Below are 24,803 nucleotides of genomic sequence, written 5' to 3'. Positions count from 1 at the left end.
AGGAAGCAAGACCACCCCGACGCCCCCTCCCGCACCAGTTCATCGGCGGGTGCAATAGCGGAGCTATCACCGTAATTGAGATGAAAACGACCTCTTAGTGCGTGTTTCTAAGCCCCGGTTCTGAGTAGCCTGGAGCCCTACGCTGGCGTGGTGTTCGCGGGCGCCGGCCGGGCTGGGGAAAGGAACTGCCGGGCTTGTGGTGAACGGCTGAGGCCGGACGCCCGGCCTGGGGCCGAGTTCTGTTCGTCGGTGTGTCGGTCCAGGCAATGGCGGAAGGAACGGCGGCTGCGCAAGCGCCTGGCGGCTGTCCGGGGCGAGGCCGGCGAGGTGGTGTGCCCGGAGTGCGGGGCCCGCTGGGTGGCTGGCGTCGATCGCCGTTCGGACGCCGTGTACTGCTCCCGGCGGTGTGTGGTGAGGGCTTGGCGGCGTCGGAAGGAAGCGTTCGTGGATCGGTCACAGTGACTGCTGAGCGAACGCATCGTGAGTCCAACTCCGGTCACGAAGTGGTCATTTACGGTCGTTCGTTGCGATCTTAGGATTTTCGGTCTGACTCTCGGTTGCGGACGCGGGCCCTGTCCCGTCACGGCGAAGTGCCGTGCCCGGGTCCGCACTTGGGGTGGTGAGAGCCATGTCCGAGGAGACCGAGAAGGTCGGTTCCGTCAGCCAGTTCCGCTATGACGAGATCGTGGCCGAGCTGCGGCAGGTCGTTGAACAGCAGACGCGGGGCTCGTTCACGATCGGGGACCGCGCACTGGAGATCGAGCCGATGCGTGAGCGCGGTGGCCAGCATGCGGCGCCGGGTCAGGAGCTGTTCACGGTCCGCGAGACGCTGTTCCGTCTGGCCGAGGACATCGGCCTGGCCTACAAGACGGTGGAAAGTGCCAGGTGGACGGCGTCGCGGTGGCCGGCCGAACACCGCCAGGCGGGGGTGTCGTTCCGGGTCCACCGGATCCTGGGGCAGATCGAGGACGAAGCGGAGCGATTCGCGACCATCGCCAAACCTCCCGCGGGCAAGTCGCGGTGGACGGTGGACGAGGCCAACCGCAGGGTGGGCCGCCAGGTCGAACGCCCGGCTTCGCCGCAGGAGAAGATTACCGCGATCCACTCCCTGGCCCGGGACGAAGAGGTCGCCGCGACGGTGACCACGGACTTCCTGAAACGGCCGACGGTCGCGGCCAAGGTCCCGGCCGCGGAGAAGGCCCGGGTGGTGGAGGAGTTCACCCGCGACGAGTCGGTGGCCACGACCGCGGTCACCGGCCTGCTGCGCAGGCCGGACGTCGCCTTCAAGGCGATGAGCGATGACACCGCACGCTTCCAGGTCAACCAGGCCCAGGCCGAACGCGGCCGGCAGGCCCGCGAGGGCTTCGACCGCACCAGCCCCGTCGCCCCGGCGATCCGCGCGATCGACCGGTCGGTGGAGTTCCTGGACCTCGTCACCGCCTGCCACGCCTTCGTCGCCGCGGCCGGCCGGACCGTTCCCGGCCTGCGCGACCGCACCCTGAACGACGACGAACGCTCGATCGTGCACCAGAACGTCGCCAAGGTGCGGGCCACCCTGGACTGGATCGAACAGGCCGTCGACACGGGCAAGGTCGACATGGACGACGAGCTGGCCCGTCTGCTGAAGGGCGAGTAGGCATGCCCCGCGCCTCACGGCGACGGGGCGATGCAGCCAGACGCCACGCGGACACCCTCCGGTTCGTTCTGTTCGAGGCCAGACCCGCCGGCCTCGAATTCCGTCAGCTGGTACGCGCAAGCGACCTGAGCCCGAGCCAGGTCCGCTCGGGACTGGCCGCATTGAAGGACCAGGCCGCCGAGCGGGGCTGGCCCCCGCTGACCTGGAACAGGGCAGCCGGCTACCAGCTCGGAGCCGAGAGGCCGGTGCTGGAGGCGTACGAACGGGCGGTGATCAGGGAGAAGCTGACCGAGTTCCGCCGGTTCATCACCGGCACCGTCGCCCCACACGCAGCCGCACACCCGAACGACAAATGGGTCAAGCACATCGTCGCCCAGCTCAACTCCATCGAATCCACCCTCGACCTCATCGCCAGCTCCTGACCTAGGGCGGGACCGCCCCGCAGGGCAGTCCCGCCACGCTCGAAGGCCCTCGTCATGCGCCGACGCCGCTATCCCTCGGACACCACGAACGCCGAATGGGCGCTGATCGAACCTCTGCTGCCCACCCCGGCCTGCGAGACCAGCAAAGGCGGCCGTCCGGAGAAGCACCCCCGCCGCGAGATCGTCGACGCCATCCGTTACGTCGTGGATACCGGATGCAAATGGCGGGCCCTGCCTGCGGATTTCCCGCCCTGGCGCACGGTCTGGGGGTTCATGGCCCGCTGGGCTGCGGCCGGGATCATCGGCCAGATCCGCGACCACCTCGCCGGGCGGATCCGCCGCGACATGGGCAAAGGACCCCGGGCGGTGGCCACCGTCATCGACTCCCAGAGCGTGAAAGCCGCCGAGACCGTCTCCAGGGCCACCCGCGGCTACGACGCGGGCAAGAAAATCAACGGACGCAAGCGCCACCTGGTCGTCGACACCCGCGGCCTGCCCCTGATGGTCATGGTCACCCCCGCCGACCTGCACGACGCCGCCGCGGCAAAAGAAGTCCTGTTCCGCCTGCGCCTGATGCACCCCGAGATCACGATCGTGTGGGCCGACTCGGCTTACGCCGGGAGGCTCGTCGACTGGGCAAACCAGCACCTCAACCTCACCATCAAGCCCGTCAGCCGTCCCAAGGACGCCTCCGGCTTCGTCGTGCTGCCCCGCCGCTGGGTCGTCGAGAGGTCGCTCGCCTGGATGATGCACGCCCGCCGCCACGCAAGGGACTACGAACACTGATCACCTGGGCAGCCATCACCCTCATGACCAGGCGCCTCGCCCGGAAGGGCGCAACCCCCAGCTGGCCGAGGAAACCGACCGCTGTCGACGGCTGACCGCCCCTTGCCGTCTCAACCTCGCTGCTGGGCTGCCTGACTGAGCAGGCTATCGCCAGCCGGAGCCTGGGCTTCCACGACCACTGCCATCATGCCCGTGTCCGTCCAGGTCTCGTGTTCCTCTCCTTCCGCCCAGCAAGCCGCCTGGCCAGCCTCAATCGCATGAGGCGACCTATCCGAGCCGCTGACCCAGCCTCGGCCCTGCACCACTATCAGCACCTGCGGGACCGGGGCGACATGGCGTCCGAGCCGACCACTGACCGCAAGGTGCATCACGTTCACGGCCGTCAGACCGTTTCCACCATGGATCCTGATGCGGCTCACTCCGCTGCTGCCGAAGGACGTCAACCCAGCACCAGCATCGGGACCACAGTCGATGATCTTCATGCAGCAATTGTGCGCTGTTGACGGCCTCATGACACATCGGATTAAAAACACGCACTTACGGAATCCGGTTACCCCGATATGGCGCGACCTGTGACGGTTGTGTGCCATGTCTCTCGAACGGGGGACATCGGGGCCCGATGTTCGCGCCCCGGACATGACTCACCCCCCGTCGATCGGATGATCCACGAGGGGTGCGATCGGCGTGCGGACCGGCGTACTGCCGTGCCCGGCCCGTTCAGCCGGTGCTGAGCATGCCTTCGCGCAAGCGGGTCAGCAGACGGGCGATCAGGCGGGAGACGTGCATCTGGGAGACACCGAGACGTTCGGCGATCTGGGCCTGGGTGAGCTCCTCGACGAAGCGCCAGTGGATGATCCTGCGGCTGCGTTCGTCCAGCCCGGCGATCATCGGTGCGAGGGCGTGGAAGTCCTCGACCAGACCGAGCGCCGGGTCCTGGTCGCCGATGAAGTCCGCGAGCGCGCTCTCGCCGTCCTCGCTGCCGTTGATCGCCGCGTCCAGGGAGGCCGACTTGTAGCCGTTGGAGGCCAGTCGGGCCTCGACGACCTCCTCCTCGGGCAGGCTCATCAGCTCGGCCAGTTCCGCGGTGGTCGGCGTCCGGCCGAGCCGGCTGCTCAACTCCTCGTCGGCCCGCGCCAGTTGCACCCGGGCCTCCTGCAGGCGCCGGGGCACGTGCACGGCCCAGGAGGTGTCGCGGAAGAACCGCTTGATCTCACCGACGATGTAGGGGACGGCGAACGACGTGAACTCCACCTCACGGGACAGCTCGAACCGGTCGATCGCCTTGATCAGACCGATCGTGCCGACCTGGACGATGTCCTCCATCTCCTCCTGGCCGCGGCTGCGGAACCGGCCCGCCGCGTAGCGGACCAGGGAGATGTTCATCTCGATCAGCGTGTTGCGCGCGTACTGGTGGTCGTGCGTGCCCTCCTCCAGCACCGCGAGCTGCTCGAAGAACAGCTTCGACAGCTCCCGCGCGTCCTTGGGCGCCACCTGGCACGGGTCGGTGATCTCCGGCATCCGCACCGTCTGTCCGGCGGTCCGCACCGTCGTCGCCATGATGTGCCCCTCCCACTGCGTCGCGCTCATCTCCGCCGGCCCACTGACCGACGATCACCCGCCTACCCGGGCTTCGAACACATATGCAGGGCCGTCGCTGATCTCCTTCGATCAGACGGCGAAACGGTGAGGCCGGGTCGGCCGGTCATCCGCCCTCCGGCCGCGCGACGGTCCGACAGCCAACTGGCGCCTCATCCAAGGGAGATCAGCGGATCCTCGAAGACCCGCCTGGAGCGGCTGAGCGGCGCGGCCGCGGCCGAAGGCACCGAGTTGGTGCCCGTGCGCAACAGCGACCGGTCTTCCGGCACGGTCATTCCTGTGAGCGCCTACCGGGGAAAGAAACAGCGCCAGCGTCGCGGTCGTAAACAAGTCGTTCCGTACCGGCCGTATAGTTGCGTTGTGAGCAACTACATCTCGGATAACGAAACGTCAGGATCGTCGAGCGGTGGGGTGCAATCCGTCGACCGGGCCATTCACGTGATGGAGATCCTGGCCCAGCGCGGCGAGGCCGGGGTCAGCGAGGTGGCCGCCGAGATCGACGTTCACAAGTCGACGGCGTTCCGGCTGCTCGGCGCCCTGGAGGCGCGCGGGCTGGTGGAGCAGGCGGGTGAGCGCGGCAAGTACCGGCTCGGTTTCGGCATCGTGCGCCTGGCCGGCGCCGTCACCGGGCGTATCGACATCACCCAGCAGAGCCGCCCGGTCTGCGAGCGCCTGGCGGAGGAGATCGGCGAGACCGTGAACCTCGCCGCGATGCAGGAGCACTACGCGATCAACCTCTACCAGGTGCGCGGCCCGGGCGCCGTCACCGCGCACAACTGGGTCGGCCAGCTGACCCCGCTGCACGCCACCTCCAGCGGCAAGATCCTGCTGGCCCACATGCCCGTCAAGGACCGCACCGCGCTGCTGACCGAGACCGGTCTGAAGAAGATGACCCCGCGCACCATGACCGCGAAGACGAAGCTGGAGAAGAGCCTCGCCGAGGCCCGGGAGCGCGGCTACTCCTGGACCCTGGAGGAGCTGGAGGAGGGCCTGCACGCCATGGCGGCACCGGTACGCGACCGCGACGGCGAGGTCATCGCGGCCCTCAGCGCCTCCGGACCCGCGTACCGGCTCACCGAGGACCGTATGCACGAGCTCGCTCCGATGCTGGTCAAGGGCGCACAGGAGATCAGCCACCGCCTGGGTTACCTGGGCTGAGCCCCCAGCCGGGCCTGGACCCAGTCGTGGAACTCCCCGATGTGGTGCTCGCTCGGCACCAGCACCCCGCCCTTGGCGTACAGCCGTGAACCCATCCCGGGCTGGGTGCGCTCACACGCGTCGAAGTCCTGCCGGTTGACCCGGTCGAACAACTCCACCGACCGGCTCACATCCTTCCCGCTCGCCACCACGTCCGGCAGATACAGCCAGTCGCACTCCACGACCGTGCGACCCACCGCCACCGGGTACATCCGGTGGAAGATCACATGATCCGGCACCAGGTTCACGAACACCTGCGGCCGCACCGTGATCGCGTAATACCGGCGATCCTGCTCGTCCGAGACCCCGGGGATGCGGTCCAGCCCCTCCGAGCCGTCCACCGTGAAGCCCCTGACGTCCTCACCGAACTCGGCGCCGTGTCCCACGTAGTACTGCGCCGCGTAACCATCGGCGAACTCCGGGAGCACCTCCGTCAGTTCGGGATGGATCGTCGCGCAGTGATAGCACTCCAGGAAGTTCTCGACGATGAGCTTCCAGTTGGCCTTCACGTCATAGACGATCCGCCGGCCGACCTCCAGCCCCCCGATGTCGTACCGGTCGAGGGACTCCACGTCCCCCAGACGTGCCACCACGTCCGCGATCACCGACTCCTCGAAGGAGGGCGGGTTCTCGGCGAGACACACCCACACATAACCGAGCCACTCCCGCACCGCCACGCTCGCCAGGCCGTACTCGGTACGGCCCACGTCCGGCATCTTCGTCAGGTTCGGCGCCGCGACCAGCTTGCCCGTGAGGTCGTACGTCCAGGCGTGGTAAGGGCATTGGAAAGCACGCTTGACCTCGCCCGACTCCTCCGTGCACAACCTCGCCCCACGATGGCGGCAGACATTGAAGTAGGCACGCACCGACTGGTCCCGCGCCCGCGTGATCAGAATGCTCTCCCGCCCCACCTCCACGGTCCTGAACGCCCCCGGCTTCGCCAACTCCGACGAGCGGACCGCGCAGAACCACATCGCCTCGAAGATGTGCTCCTGCTCCTGCTCCTGGGCGAAGATCCCCGGATCCGTGTAGGCGGCGCCGGGGAGGGTGGCGATCAGACTGTCCGGCAGGCTGGTCGAGGTCACAGGGCACTCCTCGGGGAACGTCGTGGCGGTGAGGCACGCCGGGAAGAGCGGACGGCGTTCTGGGTGGAGCGACAGCGGCGGTGCTGTCAGGCCTCGGCGGCGAGCTGCTTGCGCCAGCGCATGAACAGCCGCGGCTGGTTCATCCCGAGCACGGCGACCGGATGTCCCGAACGCCGGTAGACGGCCAGGACGTTGCGGTCGTCCCGGGCGCCCTCCTCGATGGTCACGCTGTCGGCACCGGCCGCGTGTCCGGCGAACTGGATCTTCACGCCGTACTGGTCGGACCAGAAGTACGGCGGCCTCGGCGCGATCGGTTCCACCGCGCCGCCCGCCAGCAGCGCCGTCACGGCCGCGTCGGGCCGCTCCCGGGCGCCGGTCCAGTGCTCGACGCGGCGGTGCAGGCCCACACGCGGGTCGTACCAGGGGGCGCAGTCGCCGACCGCGACCACCCCGGCCAGGCTGGTGCGGCCGTCGGCACCGCACGTGACGCCGTCGCCGAGCTCGATCCCCGAACCCGCCAGCCACTCGACGCACGGGCGCGCGCCGACCCCCACGACCACGATGTCGGCGGGGAGGCTGCGGCCGTCCTCCAGCAGCACCGCCTCGACCCGGCTCTCGCCGCTCAGCCCCTTGACGCCCACCCCGCACAACAGCCGTACGCCGTGGTCCGCGTGGAGGGCGGAGACGATCTGCCCCATGGTCTCGCCGAGCGGTCCCGCCAACGGGGTCGGGGCCGCCTCCACCACGGTGACGTCGAGGCCGAGGGCATAGGCGGTGGAGGCGACCTCGGCGCCGATGAAGCCGCCGCCGATCACCACCAGCCGTCCGCCCAGGGCGAGTTCGTCGCGCAGGGCGCACGCGTCGTCCAGGGTGCGCAGGGTGTGCACCCCGGCCAGTCCGTCGGTGCCGGGCAGCGTCCGGGCGGCGGCGCCGGTCGCGATGACGACGCCGTCCGCCCGGACCTCGCTGCCGTCGGCGAGCCGTACGGCGCGCTGCGGGCCGTCGAGACCTACGGCGCGAACGCCGAGCAGCCACTCGGCCCGCAGCGAGCCGTACGGCTCCAGGGCGAGGTCCGCCTCGCCCAGGGAACCGGCCAGGAACTCCTTCGACAACGGGGGCCTGTCGTACGGGCGGTGGAGTTCGTCGCCGATGACGACGAGCCGTCCGTCGTAGCCCTGCCTTCGCAGTGAGCGCACGGCGGACAGACCGGCCGGCGAGGCGCCGACCAGCCACCGTCCTCACGCAGGTTCCCCGGCGAGCCTGGCCGCGACACACGGCGGCAGGTTCGGGGCGTCCGTGGACAGCTGGACGTAGATCATGCCGTCCTCGACGTGGACCTCGTGCGTGCGGACCGGGCGCTTGGCCGGCGGGGCGTCGACGGCGCCCGTCCGCAGGTCGAACTTCGAGGCGTGCAGCGGGCATTCGACCTCGCAGCCCTCCAGCCAGCCGTCGGCGAGCGAGGCGTCCTGATGGGTGCAGGTGTCGTCGATGGCGAAGACCTCGCCGTCGTCGGTGTGGAACACCGAGACCGGCGGATCGATGTCGAGCCGGTAGGCCTCGCCTCGGGGAAGATCCACGAGACGGCACGCGGGAATCATCATGACACCTCGGTGCGTATAGCGGAACGGATTGCGGTTAACGCAACGTCAGTTTGGGGGCGCCCACAAACCCTTGTCAAGGAGTCCAGGGGGCGGACACACTCTCTACCGGGCGTTGCCTGTTGCGCAACATGGTGCACAGTACTCAACAGAGTGACCCTGGTCGTCACAGCACCACGGCGGACCGCAGGACCTCGCCGCGCGCGAGGGCAGACAGTCGCCGTACCAGCTGGACTTCAGTGCGCCACCGCGCCCGAACACGTCGAGCAGCGGCAGCTCCAGCTTCATCTCCGGGGTGGGCACCCCGACCAGCACGACCGTGCCGGCGAGGGTGGAAGGCCTGCCGGTACGTCTCGGGGCGGCCGACCGCCTCGATGACGACATCGGCGCCGAAGCCGCCGGTCAGTTCACGGGTCGCCTCGACCAGGTCACCCTCGCGCGAGTCGACGGTGTGCGTGGCCCCCATCTCCATGGCCCGCTCCAGCTTGCGCGGGGCGACGTCGACCGCGATGACCCTTGTCGCGCCGACGAGCCTCGCCCCCGCAGCCGAGCAGTCCCGCGGCGGTCGCCGGGGCAGCCGGGTCCACCTTGGTGCACTGTTCCGCGGCGACGAGGGCCTTCTCCGCGAAGGCGCCGATGCCGAGGGCGGGGGCGAGCGGGGTGCCGTCGAGCAGGATCATCCGCTGGGTCGCGTTGTGGGTGGCGAAGCAGTACCAGGGCTTGCCCTCGCTGCACGCCCGGCAGGTGCCGCACACCGCACGCCAGTTGAGGATGACCAAGTCACCCGGTTCGAGACCGGTGACCCCCTCGCCGACGGCTTCGACGCGACCCGCCGCCTCGTGCCCCAGCAGGAAGGGGAAGTCGTCGTTGATACCGCCCTCCCGGTAGTGGAGATCGGTGTGGCAGACACCGCGCACGTTGCTTCATCCGATACATGCATCACGATGTGCAACTGGGCATCGGGGAGGGCAGCCATGGGTCAAGAGGTCGGTTCCGGCCGGATCCAGATGGTTCCGCGGGCTGCTGGAGGCCGCCTCGGACGCCGAGAAACTCTTCGGCTACGCGTGCGAGGACCTGCTCGGCCGTCCCGTCGAACTGCCCATGCCACACCGCTTCCGCGGCCGGCACGGCGTGCACCGCGGCCGGTACGCCGCCAACCGCCAGGTCCGGCCGATGGGCGCCGGACTCGGCCTGCACGGGCTGCGCGAGGGCGGCACCGAGTTCCCGGTCGGGGCCGGGACGCGGGAGACGGGACCGCCGGCTGGAGGCGCCGGCGCCCGTGACGCCGTAGGACATGCCGCCGTACGACCGCGGCCGCCGCCCGACCCGCCGAGCGCCCGCCACGCCACGCCGCCGCGGCAGGCCCCACACGGCCTCCGCGTCACGCCCCCACCGGCGCCCGTGTCACGCCCCCACGTACCCCGCCAGATGCTCCGCCGTGACCGTCGCCCCCGTCGCGACCAGCTCCGCCGGGGTCCCCTCGAACACGATCCGTCCGCCGTCGTGGCCCGCGCCCGGGCCGAGGTCGATGATCCAGTCGGCGTGGGCCATGACCGCCTGGTGGTGTTCGACGACGATGACGGACTTGCCGGAGTCCACCAACCGGTCGAGCAGGCCCAGGAGTTGCTCGACGTCGGCGAGGTGGAGGCCGGTCGTCGGCTCGTCGAGGACGTAGACACCGCCCTTGTCGCCCATGTGGGTCGCCAGCTTCAGCCGCTGCCGCTCACCGCCGGACAGCGTGGTGAGCGGCTGGCCAAGGGTGAGGTAGCCGAGCCCGACGTCCGAGAGGCGCTGCAGGATCCGGTGCGCGGCAGGCGTGGCCGCCTCACCCGCGCCGAAGAACTCCTCGGCCTCCGTGACCGGCATCGCGAGCACCTCGCTGATGTCCCGCCCGCCGAGGTGGTACTCAAGGACCGAGGCCTGGAACCGCTTCCCCTCGCACTCCTCGCAGGTGGTCGCGACCCCGGCCATCATCGCGAGGTCCATGTAGACGACCCCGGCGCCGTTGCAGGTGGGACACGCCCCCTCGGAGTTCGCGCTGAACAGCGCGGGCTTCACACCGTTGACCTTCGCGAACGCCTTGCGGATCGGTTCGAGGAGTCCGGTGTACGTCGCCGGGTTGCTGCGCCTCGATCCGCGGATGGCGCCCTGGTCGACGGACACGACTCCCTCCGTGACCGGGATCGACCCGTGCACCAGCGAGCTCTTGCCGGAGCCCGCGACCCCGGTGATCACGGTCAGCACCCCGAGCGGGATGTCTACGTCGACGTCCTGGAGGTTGTGCGTGCTCGCACCGCGGATCTCCAGCGCCCCGGTCGCCTTGCGGACGGTGTCCTTGAGCCCGGCCCGGTCGTCGAAGTGGCGCCCGGTGACGGTGTCACTGGTCCGCAGCCCCTCCACCGTGCCCTCGAAGCAGACCGAGCCACCCGCCGTACCGGCACCCGGGCCCAGGTCCACGACGTGGTCGGCGATGGCGATGGTCTCCGGCTTGTGCTCCACGACGAGCACGGTGTTGCCCTTGTCCCGCAGGCGCAGCAGCAGGTTGTTCATGCGCTGGATGTCATGCGGGTGCAGCCCGATCGTCGGTTCGTCGAAGACGTAGGTGACATCGGTGAGCGAGGAGCCGAGGTGCCGGATCATCTTCGTCCGCTGCGCCTCACCGCCGGACAGCGTGCCCGAGGGCCGGTCGAGCGACAGATAGCCGAGGCCGATCTCCACGAAGGAGTCGAGGGTCTCCCCCAGCGCGGTCAGCAGCGGCCCGACCGACGGCTCGTCCAGCGCCCGCACCCACTCCGCGAGGTCGCTGATCTGCATCGCGCAGGCGTCGGCGATGCTGATCCCCTTGATCTTCGAGGACCGGGCGCCCTCGTTGAGCCGGGTGCCCTCGCAGTCGGGGCAGACCATGAAGGTGATCGCCCGGTCCACGAACTCCCGGATGTGCGGCTGCATCGACTCGCGGTCCTTGGCGAGCATCGACTTCTGGATCCGCGGGACGAGACCCTCGTAGGTCATGTTGATGCCCGCGATCTTCATCCGGGTCGGCTCGCGGTACAGGAAGTCCTGGAGCTCGCGCTTGGTGTACTTCCGGATGGGCTTGTCCGGGTCGTAGAAGCCGGACTCGCTGTAGAGCCGGTAGCCCCAGCCGCCGGCCTTGTAGCCGGGGATGGTCAGCGCGCCCTCGTTGAGCGACTTGGAGTCGTCGTAGAGCTGGGTGAGGTCGATGTCGTTGACCGTGCCCCGGCCCTCGCAGCGCGGGCACATGCCGCCGACGATGCTGAAGCTGCGGCGCTCCTTCACGGTCTGCCCGCCGCGCTCCATGGTCACCGCGCCCGCCCCGCTGATCGAGGCCGTGTTGAAGGAGAACGCCTTCGGCGAGCCGATGTGCGGGGTGCCAAGTCTGCTGAAGAGGATGCGGAGCATCGCGTTGGTGTCGGTGACGGTGCCGACGGTGGAGCGCGGGTCGCCGCCGAGGCGCTGCTGGTCGACGGTGATCGCGGTGGTCAGACCGTCGAGGACGTCGACCTCGGGCCGTGCGAGGGTCGGCATGAAGCCCTGCACGAAAGCGCTGTAGGTCTCGTTGATCAGCCGCTGGGACTCGGCGGCGATGGTGTCGAACACCAGCGAGCTCTTGCCGGAGCCGGAGACTCCCGTGAAGACCGTGAGCCGGCGCTTGGGGATCTCGATGCTGACGTCCTTGAGGTTGTTCTCGCGCGCCCCGTGCACGCGGATCAGGTCGTGGCTGTCAGCGGCTTGCCGGTCGCCCGAAGTGGCCTTGCTCATGGTGATGTGTCCTCCCGTTTCGACAGCTTCGAACACTATGTCGACGCGCACGTCCCTGCGCAGCTCCTGGACCCGGATCAGGTTGCCCGCGGGATCGAGGAAGGCGCAGTCCCTGACGCCGTACGGCTGCTCGATCGGCTCCTGGATCACCTCGGCGCGGGACTGGAGCCACTCGAAGGCCGAGTCGAGGTCGGGGGTGACGAGGAGGAGGCCGAGGTCGTCGGCCACCGGCTGCAGCACGACCGACGTGTCGGCCTGCCCCGCCGGGCCGACGGTGATCCACCGCCTGCTGTCGCGGCCGACATCGCCCCGGACCTCGAAGCCCAGCACGTCCCGGTAGAAGGCCAGGGAGGCCTCCGGGTCGTCGTGCGCAAGGAAGCTCGCCCGAATCGTGATGTCCATGTCCGTCACGCTAGCCACGGCCCCCGGCGGGCGCTTCTCGAATCCTGACCGGTCTCAGCGCACCAGACCCGCGATGTGCGCCGTGACCGTGTCGAGGACGTCCTCCCAGGCCGCCGCGTCGCCGAGGACGAGGTAGTTCAGGGTCAGCCCGTCGGTCATGGCCGCGAGATACCGGGCCAGGACCGGGACGGGCACCCTCAGCTCCAGGTCCATGTCCTTGCGCAGCTGCTCGATGAGTTCGGCGTACGCCTCGCCGTACAGCTCGTACTGGCGTCTGGCCAGATGCTCGAACCCGGGCTGGCGCAGGGCGTACTGGGTGAGCTCGTAGGTGAGCATGTGCGCTTCGGGGTGGGCGCGCACGTGGCCCCAGTACGCCCGGAAACCGGCGGCGACGGTCTCCTCCAGGGTGTCCTTCGGGAGCAGCGCCTCCTGGACCACGCTCACCGAGTGGTCGGTGAGCGTGGTGATCACGGCCTCGACGAGGGCCTGCTTGGAGTCGAAGCAGTAGTGGAAGACGCTGAGGGACACGCCGGCCTCGGCGGCGATGGACCGGGTCGTCGTCTTCGCGACGCCGTCCCGGGCCATCGCCCTGATGGCCGCCTCCGTCAGCTGTCTGCGCCGCTCCGCCGACGGCATGCGTGCCATACGTGTCCCCCGCTGTCTGATCGGTCAGCCGCTGTGGACGCCCACCTCGTAGAGCGAGTATCCCCAGTCGGTACCGCGGTCGAGACCGTGGACCCGGACATAACGGGCCGGTGTCCCCGTGAACTTGGCCGTGTCGAGCCCGCCGTCGCCGGAGGTCGTCGACCAGGCGGTCGTCCAGTTCGTGCCGTCCGTGGAGAGCTCGATCCGGTACGACTTCCCGTAGGCCCGCTCCCAGTCGAGCGTGACCTTGGAGACCAGGTTGGTGGAGCCCAGGTCGACCTGCCACCACTGGTCGTCGCTCCAGTCACTGGCCCAGCGGGAGGAGTCGTCGCCGTCCACGGCCCGCCCCGGCTGGTAGCTGGTGACCGGGTTGGACTCGGACGAACCGGCCGTGGCCGTACGCCCGCCTGCCAGGTTCACCGACGCCTGGTGCTTCTCGGAGGCACCCCAGGTGTCGAGGTAGGACTCGGCCCCGCGGAACAGGTCGTCGACCACACCCTGCCCGCCCACGAGCCGGATGTCCTCGATCCAGTCCGGGATCATGCCGACATGCGCGGCCCCGTCGGTGTTGAAGTCGAAGGTGCGCTGCCCGGACGTCTGCCTGTCGATGACCGAACCGCCGTCGACGCTCTTGAAGGGGTACGTCACCTTGTTCGCGGCGTTTGCTCCGCGCGGCGCGGGGTGGTCGCCGATGCCGTTGAAGTCGGTGCCGTAGCCGTAGCCGACGCCGTACTTGTCGCGCAGCGCGTCGGTGCGCTTCGCCTCCGCGGCGAACCCTTCGGAGCCGTGCATGTACTGGGCGACGAAACCGCCCAGCGAGTAGACGCGCTCGGTCCAGTTGAGGTCCATCCAGCTGTGCGAGGAGAGCACGCCGGGGTAGTTCGCGGCCTCGAAGATGTCGAGCGCCTGGCCGGTGGCCTTGACGCTCATGTGGTCGATCTCCAGCATCATCTTGCGTTTCATCATGCCGCGCACGGCGTACTCGCCGAGGTCGGTGAGCCCGCGCACGTTGCACTGCGCGTCCTTGTCGTACTCGGGGACCTCGGTGCCGGCCGGCAGGTCGTCCTCCGCCTCGGAGGCCGCCGTGCCGATGGGGTTGTCGTGCATCGCGGTGGTGCACTTCTCGGTCTGCCAGAAGGTGCCGGTGGACAGGAACTGCCCGACGTTGATGGCGGTGCCGAGGCCGCCCTCGTCGAAGCGGACCCCGCACAGGGCGTTGTCGAACTTGTGGCACAGGAACATGGAGCGCACACCAAGGCCGTACAGCTCGTCGAGCCCCTTGTCGATGTCCGCCTTGCTGCACTGCCCGATGTCGAGGATCTGCTTGCAGCCGAACGGCTCGGAGGTCTCGACACCGAGGACGACCGCCAACTTGCCCTGCTGGATCACCTGTCGGGCCTGGGCGCTGTCGGTGACGATCCGGAACCAGCCCTTGCCCGTCCCGCCGTACATCTTGTCGACATAGGCCTGGAGGTCGTAAGTGAGCTTGGCCTGCAGCCGGATGGAGGTCATCTCGTCACAACTGCGGTCCTTGAAGGGGTAGACGGAACAGATCATGCCGTTGGTGACGAGGTCGTTGACGAGCACCCGCTGGCCACCGCGCCAGGCCCGCTCCACCCAGGCGTAGTAGTTGGCCTGATGGGTCATCGAGTCGTACGCCGGCCAGTCCTTGAAGGTCGGCCAGCCGACCGGGTCGTGCTTGCCGTCGCCGCCGTGGGTGATGTAGTCGAAGATCGCGAGGGAGCCGTCGGGGTAGTGCTCGGGGCAGTCCTTGAGCGCGTCGGCGACTCCGGACTCGGAGAACACCTTGCCGCAGATCAGCCGACCGCCGAAGGCCTCGTTGGAGAACAGGTGGTTGTGCGCGTCGACGAACCCCTTGACCTCACCTGCCGAGTTGGTGCCGGTGAAGGGCGCTCCGGTCACGTTGACCTGGGCGTCGGGGGTGGGCCTGGCCGTCGGTGTCCACCAGTCGGTGGCCGCCGAGCTCGGCGTGGGGCCGAGGATGGTGGCCAGCACCAGGAAGAGCACGGAGACGACGGTGACGTTCTTCCGTCGTGCGGTGGTGTTCCGGTGCCTGCGGCCGGGATGTCCGGTCATGGCCCACGTCCCTCGGTCGGCGGGAGGGCGCCGTCGACCGAGGGCACTTTGGCTGCCCTTGGGATTGTCATGACCGGCGCAATATCTGCGTCGAGGATCGCGAGGCGCGCGTTCCGAGTCAAGAGTCCGGGACAGTTGACCTGATACCTCGGGTACATCAACCGTTCACGCAGGCCGCCCCGTTGAGGGTGAAGGCGGTGGGCGCGGTGTTCGTGGCGCCCTTGCTGCCGATGAAGCCGACGGTGACCGAGCCGCCGGCCGGGATGGTGCTGGTGTAGGAGGCAGGAGAGACGGTCACCGCTCCACCGCTCTGGGCCGCGGTCCCGCCCCACATGTTGGAGACGGTCTGCCCGTCGGCGAAGGAGAAGCCGAGCTTCCAGCCCGTGACGGCGGACGTGCCCGTGTTCCGGATGGCGATCTCGCCCTGGAAGCCGCCCTGCCACTCGCCGACCACGCGGTAGCCGACCGAGCAGCTCCCCGCGGGCGTGGCGGTGGTGGTCACGCTCACCGTCGCCGAGCGGGCGGACCGGTTACCGGCGGCGTCACGGGCGTACACGGCAAAGGAGTACGCCGTGCCCGCGGTCAGTCCGGACACGGTCACCGAGTTCACCGTCGAGGCCGCGACCTTGGTCTCGGTGCCGCCACCCACCCGCACGACGTCGTATCCGGCGACGCCAACGTTGTCAGTGGACGCCGTCCAGGACAGGTTGGCGGAGGTGGCCGTCACCGCCGAGGCAGTCGGGGTGCCGGGCGCGGTCGGGGCCTGGGTGTCGCTCGAACCGCCGCCGAAGACCGTGGCCTCCTTGGCGGTCTGCGCGATGCCGTTGGCACCGTTGAAGACGCGCTTGCCCCACGCACTCATCTGCGCCGGGTCGAAGTTGAGCACCAGGTCGAGAACCGGGTCGGTGTTGCCGCTCCAGGACCAGGCCAGATAGCCGAGGTCGAGCTGCTCGGCGGTGGCCATCATGGTGTCCTCGTCGGGGTCGCCCCACTGGTCGGCGGGGCCGCCGAACTCGCCGATCAGGATGGGCAGTTTGGCGGTGACGAAGGCGTTCAGATAGTCGGTGATCTCCGCCGCGGTGTCGAAGACGCTGTACATGTGGATCGAGAAGATCAGGTTGCCGGTGGTGTCGGCGGCGTACACGGACTGGGCGTTGGTGCGCATGACCTGCTGCCAGTCCTGGCCCCAGTTCGGCGCGTCCACCATGATCGTGTGCTCGAAGCCGGCGCCCCGGAGCTTCTGGATCGCGGCGATGGTGGGGGCGGTCCAGCCCTCCGGACTGGTGTTGCCCCAGGGCTCGTTGCCGATGTTGATGACGATGTAGTTCTCCTGGCCGGCCAGGACGTTCTTCAGCCCGATCCAGTAGTCGGCGGCCTGGTCGAGGGTGCCGGCGGCGGTTTCCTCGCCGTAGCCGGTGGTGTCGTGCACCTCCAGGACACAGATCAGCCGGTTGGCCTTGCACTGGGCGATCACGTTGGCCACGTCCGCGGCGCTGTTGGCGGTCCAGCGGTGGCCGTCGGCGAGGACGACCCGGACCGTGTTGGCGCCCTGCGCCTTGATGTCGGCCAGGGACTGCAGCTCGTTCGGGTACCAGGTGTGGGCGTGGTTGACCCCGCGCATGACGAAGTCGTTGCCGTTGCCCTCGACCAGGCGGCCGTTGCTGATGTGCAGACCGGTGGCCTGGGTGCCGGGCTCGACGGCGGCCTGGGCCGTGCCGGGGCAGAGGGCGCCGAGCACGACGAGTCCGACGAGGGCGGCCAGTCTGGCCAGGAACGTGCCCAAGGGGCTCTTTCTTGTGCTTCTCACTGCGGCTCCAGGGGTGGGTGAGGCAGTCGGAAGGAGCATGGGAGCGCTCCCATAGAAGCCACTCCGTCAAGTACACGTCAAGACGGGCGACGGAAATGGGCGTTCCCCTCGGCACCTCGACGGTCCCGGCGCTCGCATAGGGTTCCGAACGCCGACCACCACATCCGGGAGCCATGTTGACCACACGACCCCTCGACCCCGACTCGGTCAACGCCGAGGCCTGGCACGCCTACGGCGACCACCATCTGCGGCGCGGAACGGTGCTGCCGGAGCTGGAGCGGTTCGACTGGGGCCTGCGGGACACCGGCCCGGGCGCGGAGATCCTCGGCGAGCTCACCGGGCGCCGGATCCTGGACCTCGGGTGCGGCCCGGCCCGGCACGCCGCGCATCTGGTCCGGGCGTACGGCGCCCCGGTGGACGCGGTCGACTCCTCCCCCACACAGCACGAACGGGCCCTGGCGCGCTACGGCTCCCTGCCCGGCCTACGCCTGATCAGGGCCGACGCGGTCGAGCACCTCGGCGCGGCGGAGCCGTACGACGTCATCTACTCGGTCAACGCGGTGCCGTACATCGACCCGCGTCTCCTGCTGCCCGCCCTCGCCACGGCTCTCCGCCCCGGCGGGACCCTGTGTTTCACCGTGCTGCACACCAACTCACGCGGTGACGGCCCGTCGTCGGTCGTCGAGTCCCGGCCCGAGATCCTGCGGCTCGCCGGGGGCGGGGAGGTGCCCGTCCGGATGTGGGTCCTGACCCCGGAGCTCTGGACCGACCTGCTGGGCGAGCACGGGCTGCGGGTCGAGGGCGTGGAGGTCCTCGACGCCCCGGAGGAGGGCAACCACGCCTCGTACCGGATCCTCCGCGCGACGCGCCCCGTCCGCGTCTCCTCCCGCCCCCGCACGAATCGGGGCCCCGTACCGCACGCGGCGATCGGTGTCGGCGCGATCCTGTACGGCCCCCACGGACTCCTCCTCGGCCGGCACCGGCGCGGGACCTGGGAGCTGCCCGGCGGCACGGTGGAGCCGGGTGAGTCGCTGGAGGAGACGGTGGTGCGCGAACTCCGCGAGGAGACCGGCATCGAGGCCGACGTGACGGACGTCCGCCTGCTGGGCACGCTCCTCGACGACGTCGACGGTGTGGTCCGGGTGACCGTGGCCACCCAGGTCGTGGCCTGGCGCGGCGAACCCTCCGACCAGCCCGACGAACGCGTAGGTGACTGGCGCTGGTTCCCCCTGGACCGCCTCCCGGACAACCTCTTCGTCTGCAGCGCCCAGGGCCTCACGGCCTGGCGCCCGGACCTCCCGATCGACCACACTCCGGCCCACTTCACTCCGTACGCCGGTTAGGAGCCCTGCAACCCCCTCGCAACCTTGCCCGTGCTGCACTCGATGACCATGGACGAGGATTCCGCAGACGTCGTGTACGACGAGGTGCCACGTGTCGAGGTCACGGCCGCGGCCGCCGGGCTGTTGCGGCGGTTGCGCGAGATGCACGGGCCGTTGATGTTCCATCAGTCCGGCGGCTGCTGTGACGGGAGCGCGCCGATGTGCTACCCGGCCGGCGAGTTCCGCACCGGCGGCTCGGACGTGCTGCTCGCCGAGCTGGACGTGGCGGGGGTCGAGGAACCGGTGACGTTCTGGATGTCGAGGAGCCAGTACGAGGTCTGGAGTCACACCCGGCTGATCGTGGACGTCGTCGAGGGCCGGGGCAGCGGGTTCTCGCTGGAGGCACCCGAGGGGGTGCGTTTCCTCATCCGTTCGCTTGTGGTCGGCGCCTAGACCTCCCCTCGGCCATCGCCGTCTGGTGCACTTCCCCTGAGTCCTGGGACAGTTGACGAGACATCAGGGAGAGCTGTGACGCACCGTCAAAGGCGTTTCGGCGCAGGCAGATCGGTACTGTCGTTACTCGTGGCACTCGGCACGCTGGTCGGCGCGGCCCTGGTGGGGGCGGCCCCGGCCGGCGCGGCGGCGGAGTGGACACAGCTCGCGACGGGCCTGCAGTACCGGCAGTTCGACATCTACGCGACCGCGGGGAAGACGCACGCCCATGTGCTCAGCGTGGATCTGCGCGATCCGCGGGTGCGGGTGGAGCTGCTGTACCCCGGGGCGGTGGCCGCGCGGGCCACGGTCTCCGGGCTGGCCACCGCGCAGGGCGCCGTCGCGGGGGTGAACGGCGACTTCTTCAACATCACGGAGACCCAGCACCCCGGTGTCCAGGCGACCGGCGCGAGCGTGGGCCCGGCGATCGCGCAGGGCCGGGTCCTCAAGGCCGCGGTGCCGGACGGCCAGCGTTTCGGGCCCGTGCTGCCGCCCGGCACAAGCACGACGGACGTGTTCGGGGTGGGCACCGACCGGCGGGCCCGGCTGGGCGACCTGACGCTCGACGGATCGGTCCTGACACCCGAGGGACGGCTGCCGCTGGGCGGCCTGAACCAGTACGCCCTGCCCGTCGGTTCGGTCGGGGCGTACACCTCGGACTGGGGCAGCATGTCCCGGGGGCGGGCGACCTGCGGGACGGACACCGACCGGGCGGCCCCGTGCAGCACCGACACCCATGAGGTGACCGTCCGCGGCGGGCGGGTCGTCGCCACAGCCGACACCCCGGGCGGCGGACCGGTCCCCGCCGGCACCACCGTGCTCGTGGGCCGGGAGGCGGGCGCCCAGCAGCTGCGGAAGCTCTCGGTCGGTTCGGCGGTGACGGTGCAGCACCGGCTGGTCGCGGCCTCGGCCTCGATCCCGTACCGCTTCGCGCTCGGCGGCTACCCCGTCCTCGACGACGGTCTCCTGCTGCCCGGCCTCGATGACACCGTGTCGGCCGTGCGGACGGCCGTGGGCATCGCGGACGGCGGACGACGCCTGTATCTCCTCGCGCTGGACGGGGCGGTCGCCTATCGCACCGGTCTGACGATCTCCGAAGTCGCCGACACCATGCGGACTTTGGGCTCGGTCGACGCCTTCAGCCTGGACGGCGGCGGTTCGACGACCATGGCCGCCCGCATGCCGGGCACAAGCTCCGTCGCCGCCGTCAACCACCCTGCGGGCGGCGTCGAACGCCCCGTCCCGAACGGCATCGGGGTCTTCGCCGGAACCTGACGTCAGGGGCGCAGGCTGCTGACGATGTCCGCCGTCGCCGTCATGCCGCTGTGGATGGTGGGCGCGATGTTCGTGCCGGCCAGATAGAAGCCGAGCAGCGCGCACACCAGCGCGTGGGAGACCTTGAGTCCGCCGCTGCGCAGGAAGATCACCGCCAGGATCAGCAGCAGCACCAGCACAGAAATGGAAATCGCCATGGACAGCCTCCTCCGCCACGCCGTCACGTCCGTTTCACGGCGTTCGGCCGCAAGTGTGGCGTAGCGGAGGCTTCGTTCGGGCGGCTGAGCCGTCCTCCGAACGAGTGGTGTCTACGCCACCCGGTGGCCGTCCAGGAAGGTCTCCAGGCCCGCCAGGTCGTCGGTGTTGAAGTAGTCGACGTCGGCGGCGAGGAGCTCGGTCCACAGTGCGTCCCGCGCGGGTCCGGCCACGTCGGGCGTGGCCCAGAACCGCACCTTCTGCCCGCGCGCGTGGGCCTGCTGGATGATGCTCCGCAGCTTCTGCCGCTCGGCGTCCGGGAAGGCGCCCGCGCCGAGCCAGGTGAAGTTGAGCGTCCAGTTGTCGCTGATCAGCGGGATGAAGGACGCGGGCGCCGCGGTACCGAGGTCGGCGAGCCGGCCGTCGTAGAAGGCGCGCCGGACGGTCTGGGCCGCCATGGGGACACGGGCCGCGCGGTCGCCGGAGATCACGGCGGTGACCGGACCGGGGACGACCTTGCCGTGGACGTACGTCGTGAACAGGTGCCGGTAGCGCCGCAGATGGCGGTCGAGTTCGAGGTAGGTCGAGGAGCCCTCGGTCTTGATGTCGATCAGCAGCTGGAGCGGTCCGCGGTAACCCCGGTACACGGAACCGCGGTTGGCCTTGACGATCCGGGCCAGCGGGTCGAGGTAGAGGGACTCCAGGGTGCGCGTCGGGTCCAGGTCGTCCACGGTGTGGCCGATCAGGAGCTGGTCGCCGACGAGGAAGATGTCGGCCTCGACGCTGCCGAAGCGGTGGTCGAGGGCATCGAAGAGGGGGCGCGGATGCTCGTAGTCGTTGTGGGCGTGCGCGCGCCAGAGCGGGCGGGGGCGGTGCTTGCGGCCGTCGGCCCACGCACTGCCGGCGGGCGGGGCGAGCACCGCAGCGGTGGCGACGCCGAGGGTGGTGAGTGCTCTGCGACGGGTGATGAGCGACATGTTCTGCCTCCCTGTGGGGCCGGTCCGAACCACAGGGAGTATGGGGCCCTTGGGGCATCAATGAACCTGTACGTGCCAGGAGTTGGCCGGACTGCCGTCGCCCGTTCACTCCTTCCGCGCAGCCGCACGGAAAAGCCCGTCCCAGGTGGGACGGGCTTCACCGAATGAATCCGGGCGGATCCGGGTGAACTTCAGGGGGCCTGGAGGTCGACCAGTTCGGCCAGTCGGGCGCGGTGGGTGCCCGCCGTGCCGTACGCGATCGAGTCGGACTTGGCCCGCTTCAGATACAGATGGATCGGGTGCTCCCAGGTCATGCCGATGCCGGCGTGCAACTGGAGGGCCTCCTCGGCGGCGTGCACGGCGACGGACGCCGCGTAGGCCTGGGCGACGGCGACCGCCACGTCCGCGTCCTCACCGGTCGTGAGGGCGTCGGCGGCGTTGCGGGCGGCGGCACGGAGGTTGACGACCTCCAGCCACAGCTGCGCGAGCCGGTGCTTGAGCGCCTGGAAGCCGCCGACCGGCCGGTTGAACTGCTTGCGCTCCTTGAGGTAGCGCACGGTCTCGGTCAATGTCCAGTCGGCGAGCCCGAGTTGCTCGGAGGCGAGCAGCCCTGCCCCGGCCCGCAGGGCCCGGTGCACGGCGGCCTCGGCATCGCCGAGGAGCCGTCCCGGCGCCGCGTCGAGGGTAACGGTCGCGAGCGGCCGGGTGAGGTCGAAGGAGATCTGCGGAGTGACGGTCACGGCGGAGGCCTCCACCGCGTAGAGCCCGCCGTCGTCCGCCGGGATCAGCAGCACATCGGCCGCGACGGCGTCCGCGATCGCGGTCAACTCCCCGTGCAGGGCACCGCCTTCATGGCGTACGACCTTGTAGGCGCCGCCCGGAGCGACGTTCAGCGCGACGGCGAGCGCGCCGATCCGGCGCCCGGACGCGAGCTCGGCGAGCAACTCGTCGGCCTCGCAGGCCAGCAGCGCCTCGGTGGCGACCACAGCGCTCGTCAGATAGGGCACGGGAGCAACCGCGCGGCCCAACTCCTCCAGAACGACGGCGACTTCGCGGTGCGTGGCACCCTGGCCGCCCTTCGCCTCCGGCACCAGGAGCCCGGCGAGCCCCATACCGTCCGCGAGAGCCTTCCAGGCCGCGAGGTCGTGCGGGGCGTCCGACTCGGTGCGGGCGATCACGCCCGGCGCGTCGCAGTGGTCGGCGAGCAGGTCCCGTACGGCGGCCCGGAGCGCCTCTTCCTCCTCGGAGTAGAGAAGATCGGGCTGTGTGCTCATCGGGCCAGGTCCTTCCATGCGACGTCCTTGTCGGTGCGCGGCTCGGACGGCAGGCCCAGGACGCGCTCGGCGACGATGTTCAGCAGGACCTCGGTGGTCCCGCCCTCGATGCTGTTGCCCTTGGAGCGCAGGTAGCGGTAGCCGGCGTCACGACCGGTGAAGTCCACCAGTTCGGGCCGGCGCATGGTCCAGTCGTCGTACAACAGGCCTTCCTCGCCGCGCAGTTCGATCTCCAGGCCGCTGATCTCCTGGTTGAGGCGGGCGAAGGCGAGCTTCATGCCGGCGCCCTCGGGCCCTGGCTGTCCTGCGACGAGCTGCTGACGCAGGCGCTCGGCGGTGAGGCGGGCGACCTCGGAGTCGACCCAGAGCCTGAGCAGCCGCTGGTGCAGGTCCTGGGTGCGCAGTTCGGGGCGTTCGCGCCAGGTCTTGGACACCGGGCCGATCATGCCGCCCTCGCGGGGCAGCCGCATGCCGCCGATCGCGACCCGCTCGTTGTTCAGGGTGGTCTGCGCGACCTTCCAGCCCGCGCCGATCTCACCGAGTCGGCGGGAGTCGGGGATGCGGACGTCGGTGAGGAAGACCTCGTTGAACTCCGCCTCGCCGGTGATCTGGCGCAGCGGGCGGACGTCGACACCGGGGTCCGTCATGTCGCAGATGAAGTAGGTGATGCCGGCGTGCTTGGGCACGTCCGGGTCGGTGCGGGCGATGAGGATGGCCCAGCGGGAGTTGTGGGCGCCGGACGTCCACACCTTCTGCCCGTTGACCACCCAGTCGTCGCCCTCCCGCACGGCCCGGGTGCCGAGCGCCGCGAGGTCGGATCCGGCGCCGGGCTCGCTGAACAGCTGGCACCAGACCTCCTCCCCCACCCACAGGGGCCGCAGATAGCGCTGCTTCTGCTCCTCGGTGCCGTACTTGAGGATGGTCGGCGCGGCCATGCCGAGCCCGATGCCGTTGCGCCGCGGATCGTTGTCCGGGGCGCCCGCGGCCTCCAACTCGGCGTCCACGACGGCCTGGAGGGCGCGGGGGGCGCCGAGTCCGCCGAGGCCCTCGGGGTAGTGCACCCAGGCGAGCCCCGCGTCGAAGCGGGCCTTGAGGAAGTCGAGCCGGTCCGTGCTCGCCGGCGGGTGCGCGGCCAGCAACTCCCCGGTACGGCGCTTGAGTTCGGCTGCGTCGGTCATGCCTGTGCTCCTGTGGGTACGACGGCGATCCGGCCCGTGGTCACCCCGTCCCCGAGGCGCTGGACGGCGTCCGCGGCCCCGGCCAGTGCCACCCGCTCGCTCACCAGCGGCTTGATCGCGCCCCGGGCGGCCAGCTCGGTGAGCTGCTCGTGGCAGTGCTGGACCAGCTTGGGGTTCTTGGTGTTGTACAGGCCCCAGTGCAGGCCCAGGATCGCGTAGTTCTTCACCAGGGCGTGGTTGAGGCCGGGGCTGGGGATGGTCCCGCTGGCGAAACCGACGACCACGATCCGTCCCTCGAAGGCGACGACCTTGGTCGACTGCGTGTAGGCCTCGCCGCCCACGGGGTCGTAGACGACATCCGCGCCCCGGCCCCCGGTGGCCTCCTTCACGGCGGCGACGACGTCCTCGCTCCGCCGGTCGACCACCACGTCACAGCCCAACTCCCGGGCCACAGCGGCCTTTTCGGCCCCGCCGACGATCCCGATGACGGTGGCCCCGGCCGCCTTCCCGAGCTGCACGGCCGCGCTGCCGACCCCTCCCGCGGCAGCGTGGACCAGCAGCGTCTCACCGGCTTCCAGGTGGGCCCGCCGGTGCAGACCGAACCAGCCCGTCTGGTAGCCGATGTGCAGTGCGGCGGCCTCGGCGTCGTCCAGCGAGTCGGGCGCGGGCAGCAGGGCAGCGGCGTCCGCGACGGCGTACTCGGCGAAACCGCCGTACGGCAGCGCGGGGTTGGCGATCACGCGCCGTCCGTCCTCGGTCTCGCCGCAGATCTCCACGCCGGGCGTGAAGGGCAGCAGCGGCCGGACCTGGTAGTGACCGCGGCACATCAGCACGTCCGGGAAGTTGATGTTCGCGGCGCGCACCTTCAGCAGGACCTGGCCCTCGCCGGGCACGGGCTGCGCCACGTCCGCGAGGCGCATCACCTCGCTCGGCTCGCCGTTCTCGTGCACTTGCCATGCCTGCATGGGGGGCCTCCACGGGACTGCGTCGTCATGCCGGGGTCTGACCGGGGTCCTCCGCATACTAAGCGGTTGCTTGC

At 70.0% G+C, this 24,803-nt stretch carries 21 protein-coding genes and 2 pseudogenes; 7 read left to right on the top strand and 16 right to left on the bottom strand.

Annotated features, from left to right (window positions below; genetic code table 11):
- The first annotated feature begins 628 nt into the window (after positions 1–628).
- From AB0D34_RS09650 to AB0D34_RS09640, 3 genes and pseudogenes are all read left to right on the top strand, one after another.
- Complete coding sequence (locus AB0D34_RS09650) at positions 629–1,636, top strand: DUF6192 family protein (protein WP_362659023.1); 1,008 nt, start codon at positions 629–631, stop codon at positions 1,634–1,636.
- Between the two features lie 2 nt (positions 1,637–1,638).
- Complete coding sequence (locus AB0D34_RS09645) at positions 1,639–2,058, top strand: RacP protein (protein ID WP_362659021.1); 420 nt, start codon at positions 1,639–1,641, stop codon at positions 2,056–2,058.
- A gap of 54 nt (positions 2,059–2,112) precedes the next feature.
- Positions 2,113–2,939 (top strand): annotated as a pseudogene (locus AB0D34_RS09640) (IS5 family transposase).
- A gap of 15 nt (positions 2,940–2,954) precedes the next feature.
- Here the strand turns inward: AB0D34_RS09640 and AB0D34_RS09635 are convergent.
- The 3 genes from AB0D34_RS09635 to AB0D34_RS09625 form a co-directional block, all read right to left on the bottom strand.
- Positions 2,955–3,326: a hypothetical protein gene (locus AB0D34_RS09635; RefSeq protein ID WP_362659018.1), complete on the bottom strand. Its 372-nt coding sequence runs from the start codon at positions 3,324–3,326 to the stop codon at positions 2,955–2,957.
- A 235-nt stretch (positions 3,327–3,561) separates the two neighbouring features.
- Complete coding sequence (locus AB0D34_RS09630) at positions 3,562–4,401, bottom strand: RNA polymerase sigma factor SigF (protein ID WP_362659072.1); 840 nt, start codon at positions 4,399–4,401, stop codon at positions 3,562–3,564.
- A 191-nt stretch (positions 4,402–4,592) separates the two neighbouring features.
- Positions 4,593–4,715, bottom strand: a complete 123-nt coding sequence (locus AB0D34_RS09625; RefSeq protein ID WP_362659015.1) for a hypothetical protein — start codon at positions 4,713–4,715, stop codon at positions 4,593–4,595.
- 136 nt (positions 4,716–4,851) lie between these two features.
- Between AB0D34_RS09625 and AB0D34_RS09620 the strand changes: the two genes are divergently transcribed.
- Complete coding sequence (locus AB0D34_RS09620) at positions 4,852–5,598, top strand: IclR family transcriptional regulator (protein ID WP_362659069.1); 747 nt, start codon at positions 4,852–4,854, stop codon at positions 5,596–5,598.
- Here AB0D34_RS09620 and AB0D34_RS09615 read toward each other — a convergent pair.
- The 8 genes and pseudogenes from AB0D34_RS09615 to AB0D34_RS09580 form a co-directional block, all read right to left on the bottom strand.
- Complete coding sequence (locus tag AB0D34_RS09615; protein ID WP_362659013.1) at positions 5,586–6,722, bottom strand: aromatic ring-hydroxylating dioxygenase subunit alpha; 1,137 nt, start codon at positions 6,720–6,722, stop codon at positions 5,586–5,588. The two genes, AB0D34_RS09620 and AB0D34_RS09615, sit on opposite strands and share 13 nt — an antisense overlap.
- A gap of 86 nt (positions 6,723–6,808) precedes the next feature.
- Positions 6,809–7,951: an FAD-dependent oxidoreductase gene (locus AB0D34_RS09610; RefSeq protein ID WP_362659066.1), complete on the bottom strand. Its 1,143-nt coding sequence runs from the start codon at positions 7,949–7,951 to the stop codon at positions 6,809–6,811.
- Positions 7,952–7,960: 9 nt separating this feature from the next.
- Positions 7,961–8,323 (bottom strand): bifunctional 3-phenylpropionate/cinnamic acid dioxygenase ferredoxin subunit, encoded by a 363-nt coding sequence (locus AB0D34_RS09605; RefSeq protein ID WP_362659010.1) that lies wholly within the window; start codon positions 8,321–8,323, stop codon positions 7,961–7,963.
- Positions 8,324–8,521: 198 nt separating this feature from the next.
- Positions 8,522–9,231: pseudogene (locus AB0D34_RS09600) on the bottom strand (zinc-binding dehydrogenase); the annotation flags it as partial.
- A gap of 493 nt (positions 9,232–9,724) precedes the next feature.
- A complete protein-coding gene (locus tag AB0D34_RS09595; protein ID WP_362659008.1) occupies positions 9,725–12,502 on the bottom strand; it encodes an ATP-binding cassette domain-containing protein in 2,778 nt (925 codons plus the stop codon).
- Between the two features lie 54 nt (positions 12,503–12,556).
- Positions 12,557–13,147 (bottom strand): TetR/AcrR family transcriptional regulator, encoded by a 591-nt coding sequence (locus AB0D34_RS09590; protein WP_362659006.1) that lies wholly within the window; start codon positions 13,145–13,147, stop codon positions 12,557–12,559.
- A gap of 24 nt (positions 13,148–13,171) precedes the next feature.
- Positions 13,172–15,244: a discoidin domain-containing protein gene (locus tag AB0D34_RS09585; protein WP_362659003.1), complete on the bottom strand. Its 2,073-nt coding sequence runs from the start codon at positions 15,242–15,244 to the stop codon at positions 13,172–13,174.
- A 157-nt stretch (positions 15,245–15,401) separates the two neighbouring features.
- Positions 15,402–17,090, bottom strand: a complete 1,689-nt coding sequence (locus AB0D34_RS09580; RefSeq protein WP_362659001.1) for a cellulase family glycosylhydrolase — start codon at positions 17,088–17,090, stop codon at positions 15,402–15,404.
- 134 nt (positions 17,091–17,224) lie between these two features.
- On the opposite strand from AB0D34_RS09580, the gene AB0D34_RS09575 reads away from it, so the two are divergent.
- The 3 genes from AB0D34_RS09575 to AB0D34_RS09565 all read left to right on the top strand — a co-directional run bounded on the left by AB0D34_RS09575 (position 17,225) and on the right by AB0D34_RS09565 (position 20,140).
- Positions 17,225–18,394, top strand: coding sequence for a bifunctional class I SAM-dependent methyltransferase/NUDIX hydrolase (locus AB0D34_RS09575; protein WP_362658998.1), 1,170 nt, complete (start codon positions 17,225–17,227; stop codon positions 18,392–18,394).
- 48 nt (positions 18,395–18,442) lie between these two features.
- Positions 18,443–18,826: a DUF779 domain-containing protein gene (locus AB0D34_RS09570; protein ID WP_362659063.1), complete on the top strand. Its 384-nt coding sequence runs from the start codon at positions 18,443–18,445 to the stop codon at positions 18,824–18,826.
- Positions 18,827–18,901: 75 nt separating this feature from the next.
- Positions 18,902–20,140: a phosphodiester glycosidase family protein gene (locus tag AB0D34_RS09565; protein ID WP_362658994.1), complete on the top strand. Its 1,239-nt coding sequence runs from the start codon at positions 18,902–18,904 to the stop codon at positions 20,138–20,140.
- Positions 20,141–20,142: 2 nt separating this feature from the next.
- Here the strand turns inward: AB0D34_RS09565 and AB0D34_RS09560 are convergent, their stop codons facing one another.
- The 5 genes from AB0D34_RS09560 to AB0D34_RS09540 all read right to left on the bottom strand — a co-directional run bounded on the left by AB0D34_RS09560 (position 20,143) and on the right by AB0D34_RS09540 (position 24,729).
- On the bottom strand, positions 20,143–20,337 hold the full coding sequence (locus AB0D34_RS09560) for a hypothetical protein (protein WP_123759253.1): 195 nt from the start codon (positions 20,335–20,337) through the stop codon (positions 20,143–20,145).
- 111 nt (positions 20,338–20,448) lie between these two features.
- A complete protein-coding gene (locus AB0D34_RS09555) occupies positions 20,449–21,312 on the bottom strand; it encodes a phosphatidylinositol-specific phospholipase C/glycerophosphodiester phosphodiesterase family protein (protein ID WP_362658991.1) in 864 nt (287 codons plus the stop codon).
- Positions 21,313–21,503: 191 nt separating this feature from the next.
- Positions 21,504–22,586, bottom strand: a complete 1,083-nt coding sequence (locus AB0D34_RS09550; protein WP_362658988.1) for an acyl-CoA dehydrogenase family protein — start codon at positions 22,584–22,586, stop codon at positions 21,504–21,506.
- Positions 22,583–23,764, bottom strand: a complete 1,182-nt coding sequence (locus tag AB0D34_RS09545) for an acyl-CoA dehydrogenase family protein (RefSeq protein WP_362658986.1) — start codon at positions 23,762–23,764, stop codon at positions 22,583–22,585. Before AB0D34_RS09545 ends, AB0D34_RS09550 begins: the two co-directional genes overlap by 4 nt.
- Positions 23,761–24,729 carry an NADPH:quinone oxidoreductase family protein gene (locus tag AB0D34_RS09540; RefSeq protein WP_362658983.1) on the bottom strand — a complete coding sequence of 323 codons (969 nt, stop codon included), beginning with the start codon at positions 24,727–24,729 and terminating at the stop codon, positions 23,761–23,763. The genes AB0D34_RS09545 and AB0D34_RS09540 overlap by 4 nt, the downstream gene beginning before the upstream one ends.
- Between the last annotated feature and the right edge of the window lie 74 nt (positions 24,730–24,803).

Origin of the sequence: Streptomyces sp. NPDC048420 (assembly GCF_040651535.1) — a bacterium.
Lineage (GTDB): Bacteria > Actinomycetota > Actinomycetes > Streptomycetales > Streptomycetaceae > Streptomyces.
The sequence above is the reverse complement of the archived record's forward strand: the minus strand, read 5'-3'. Positions and strand labels throughout refer to the sequence as shown.

Bases quoted from the DNA above. Each gene is read 5' to 3' on its own strand.
- AB0D34_RS09575 (WP_362658998.1), top strand. From the start codon at position 17,225: ATGTTGACCACACGACCCCTCGACCCCGACTCGGTCAACGCCGAGGCC.
- AB0D34_RS09570 (WP_362659063.1), top strand. From the start codon at position 18,443: ATGGACGAGGATTCCGCAGACGTCGTGTACGACGAGGTGCCACGTGTC.
- AB0D34_RS09585 (WP_362659003.1), bottom strand. From the start codon at position 15,244: ATGACCGGACATCCCGGCCGCAGGCACCGGAACACCACCGCACGACGG.
- AB0D34_RS09650 (WP_362659023.1), top strand. From the start codon at position 629: ATGTCCGAGGAGACCGAGAAGGTCGGTTCCGTCAGCCAGTTCCGCTAT.
- AB0D34_RS09540 (WP_362658983.1), bottom strand. From the start codon at position 24,729: ATGCAGGCATGGCAAGTGCACGAGAACGGCGAGCCGAGCGAGGTGATG.
- AB0D34_RS09635 (WP_362659018.1), bottom strand. From the start codon at position 3,326: ATGAAGATCATCGACTGTGGTCCCGATGCTGGTGCTGGGTTGACGTCC.
- AB0D34_RS09580 (WP_362659001.1), bottom strand. From the start codon at position 17,090: ATGCTCCTTCCGACTGCCTCACCCACCCCTGGAGCCGCAGTGAGAAGC.
- AB0D34_RS09590 (WP_362659006.1), bottom strand. From the start codon at position 13,147: ATGGCACGCATGCCGTCGGCGGAGCGGCGCAGACAGCTGACGGAGGCG.
- AB0D34_RS09545 (WP_362658986.1), bottom strand. From the start codon at position 23,764: ATGACCGACGCAGCCGAACTCAAGCGCCGTACCGGGGAGTTGCTGGCC.
- AB0D34_RS09550 (WP_362658988.1), bottom strand. From the start codon at position 22,586: ATGAGCACACAGCCCGATCTTCTCTACTCCGAGGAGGAAGAGGCGCTC.
- AB0D34_RS09630 (WP_362659072.1), bottom strand. From the start codon at position 4,401: ATGGCGACGACGGTGCGGACCGCCGGACAGACGGTGCGGATGCCGGAG.
- AB0D34_RS09555 (WP_362658991.1), bottom strand. From the start codon at position 21,312: ATGTCGCTCATCACCCGTCGCAGAGCACTCACCACCCTCGGCGTCGCC.
- AB0D34_RS09625 (WP_362659015.1), bottom strand. From the start codon at position 4,715: ATGACCGTGCCGGAAGACCGGTCGCTGTTGCGCACGGGCACCAACTCG.
- AB0D34_RS09605 (WP_362659010.1), bottom strand. From the start codon at position 8,323: ATGATGATTCCCGCGTGCCGTCTCGTGGATCTTCCCCGAGGCGAGGCC.
- AB0D34_RS09645 (WP_362659021.1), top strand. From the start codon at position 1,639: ATGCCCCGCGCCTCACGGCGACGGGGCGATGCAGCCAGACGCCACGCG.
- AB0D34_RS09595 (WP_362659008.1), bottom strand. From the start codon at position 12,502: ATGGACATCACGATTCGGGCGAGCTTCCTTGCGCACGACGACCCGGAG.
- AB0D34_RS09560 (WP_123759253.1), bottom strand. From the start codon at position 20,337: ATGGCGATTTCCATTTCTGTGCTGGTGCTGCTGCTGATCCTGGCGGTG.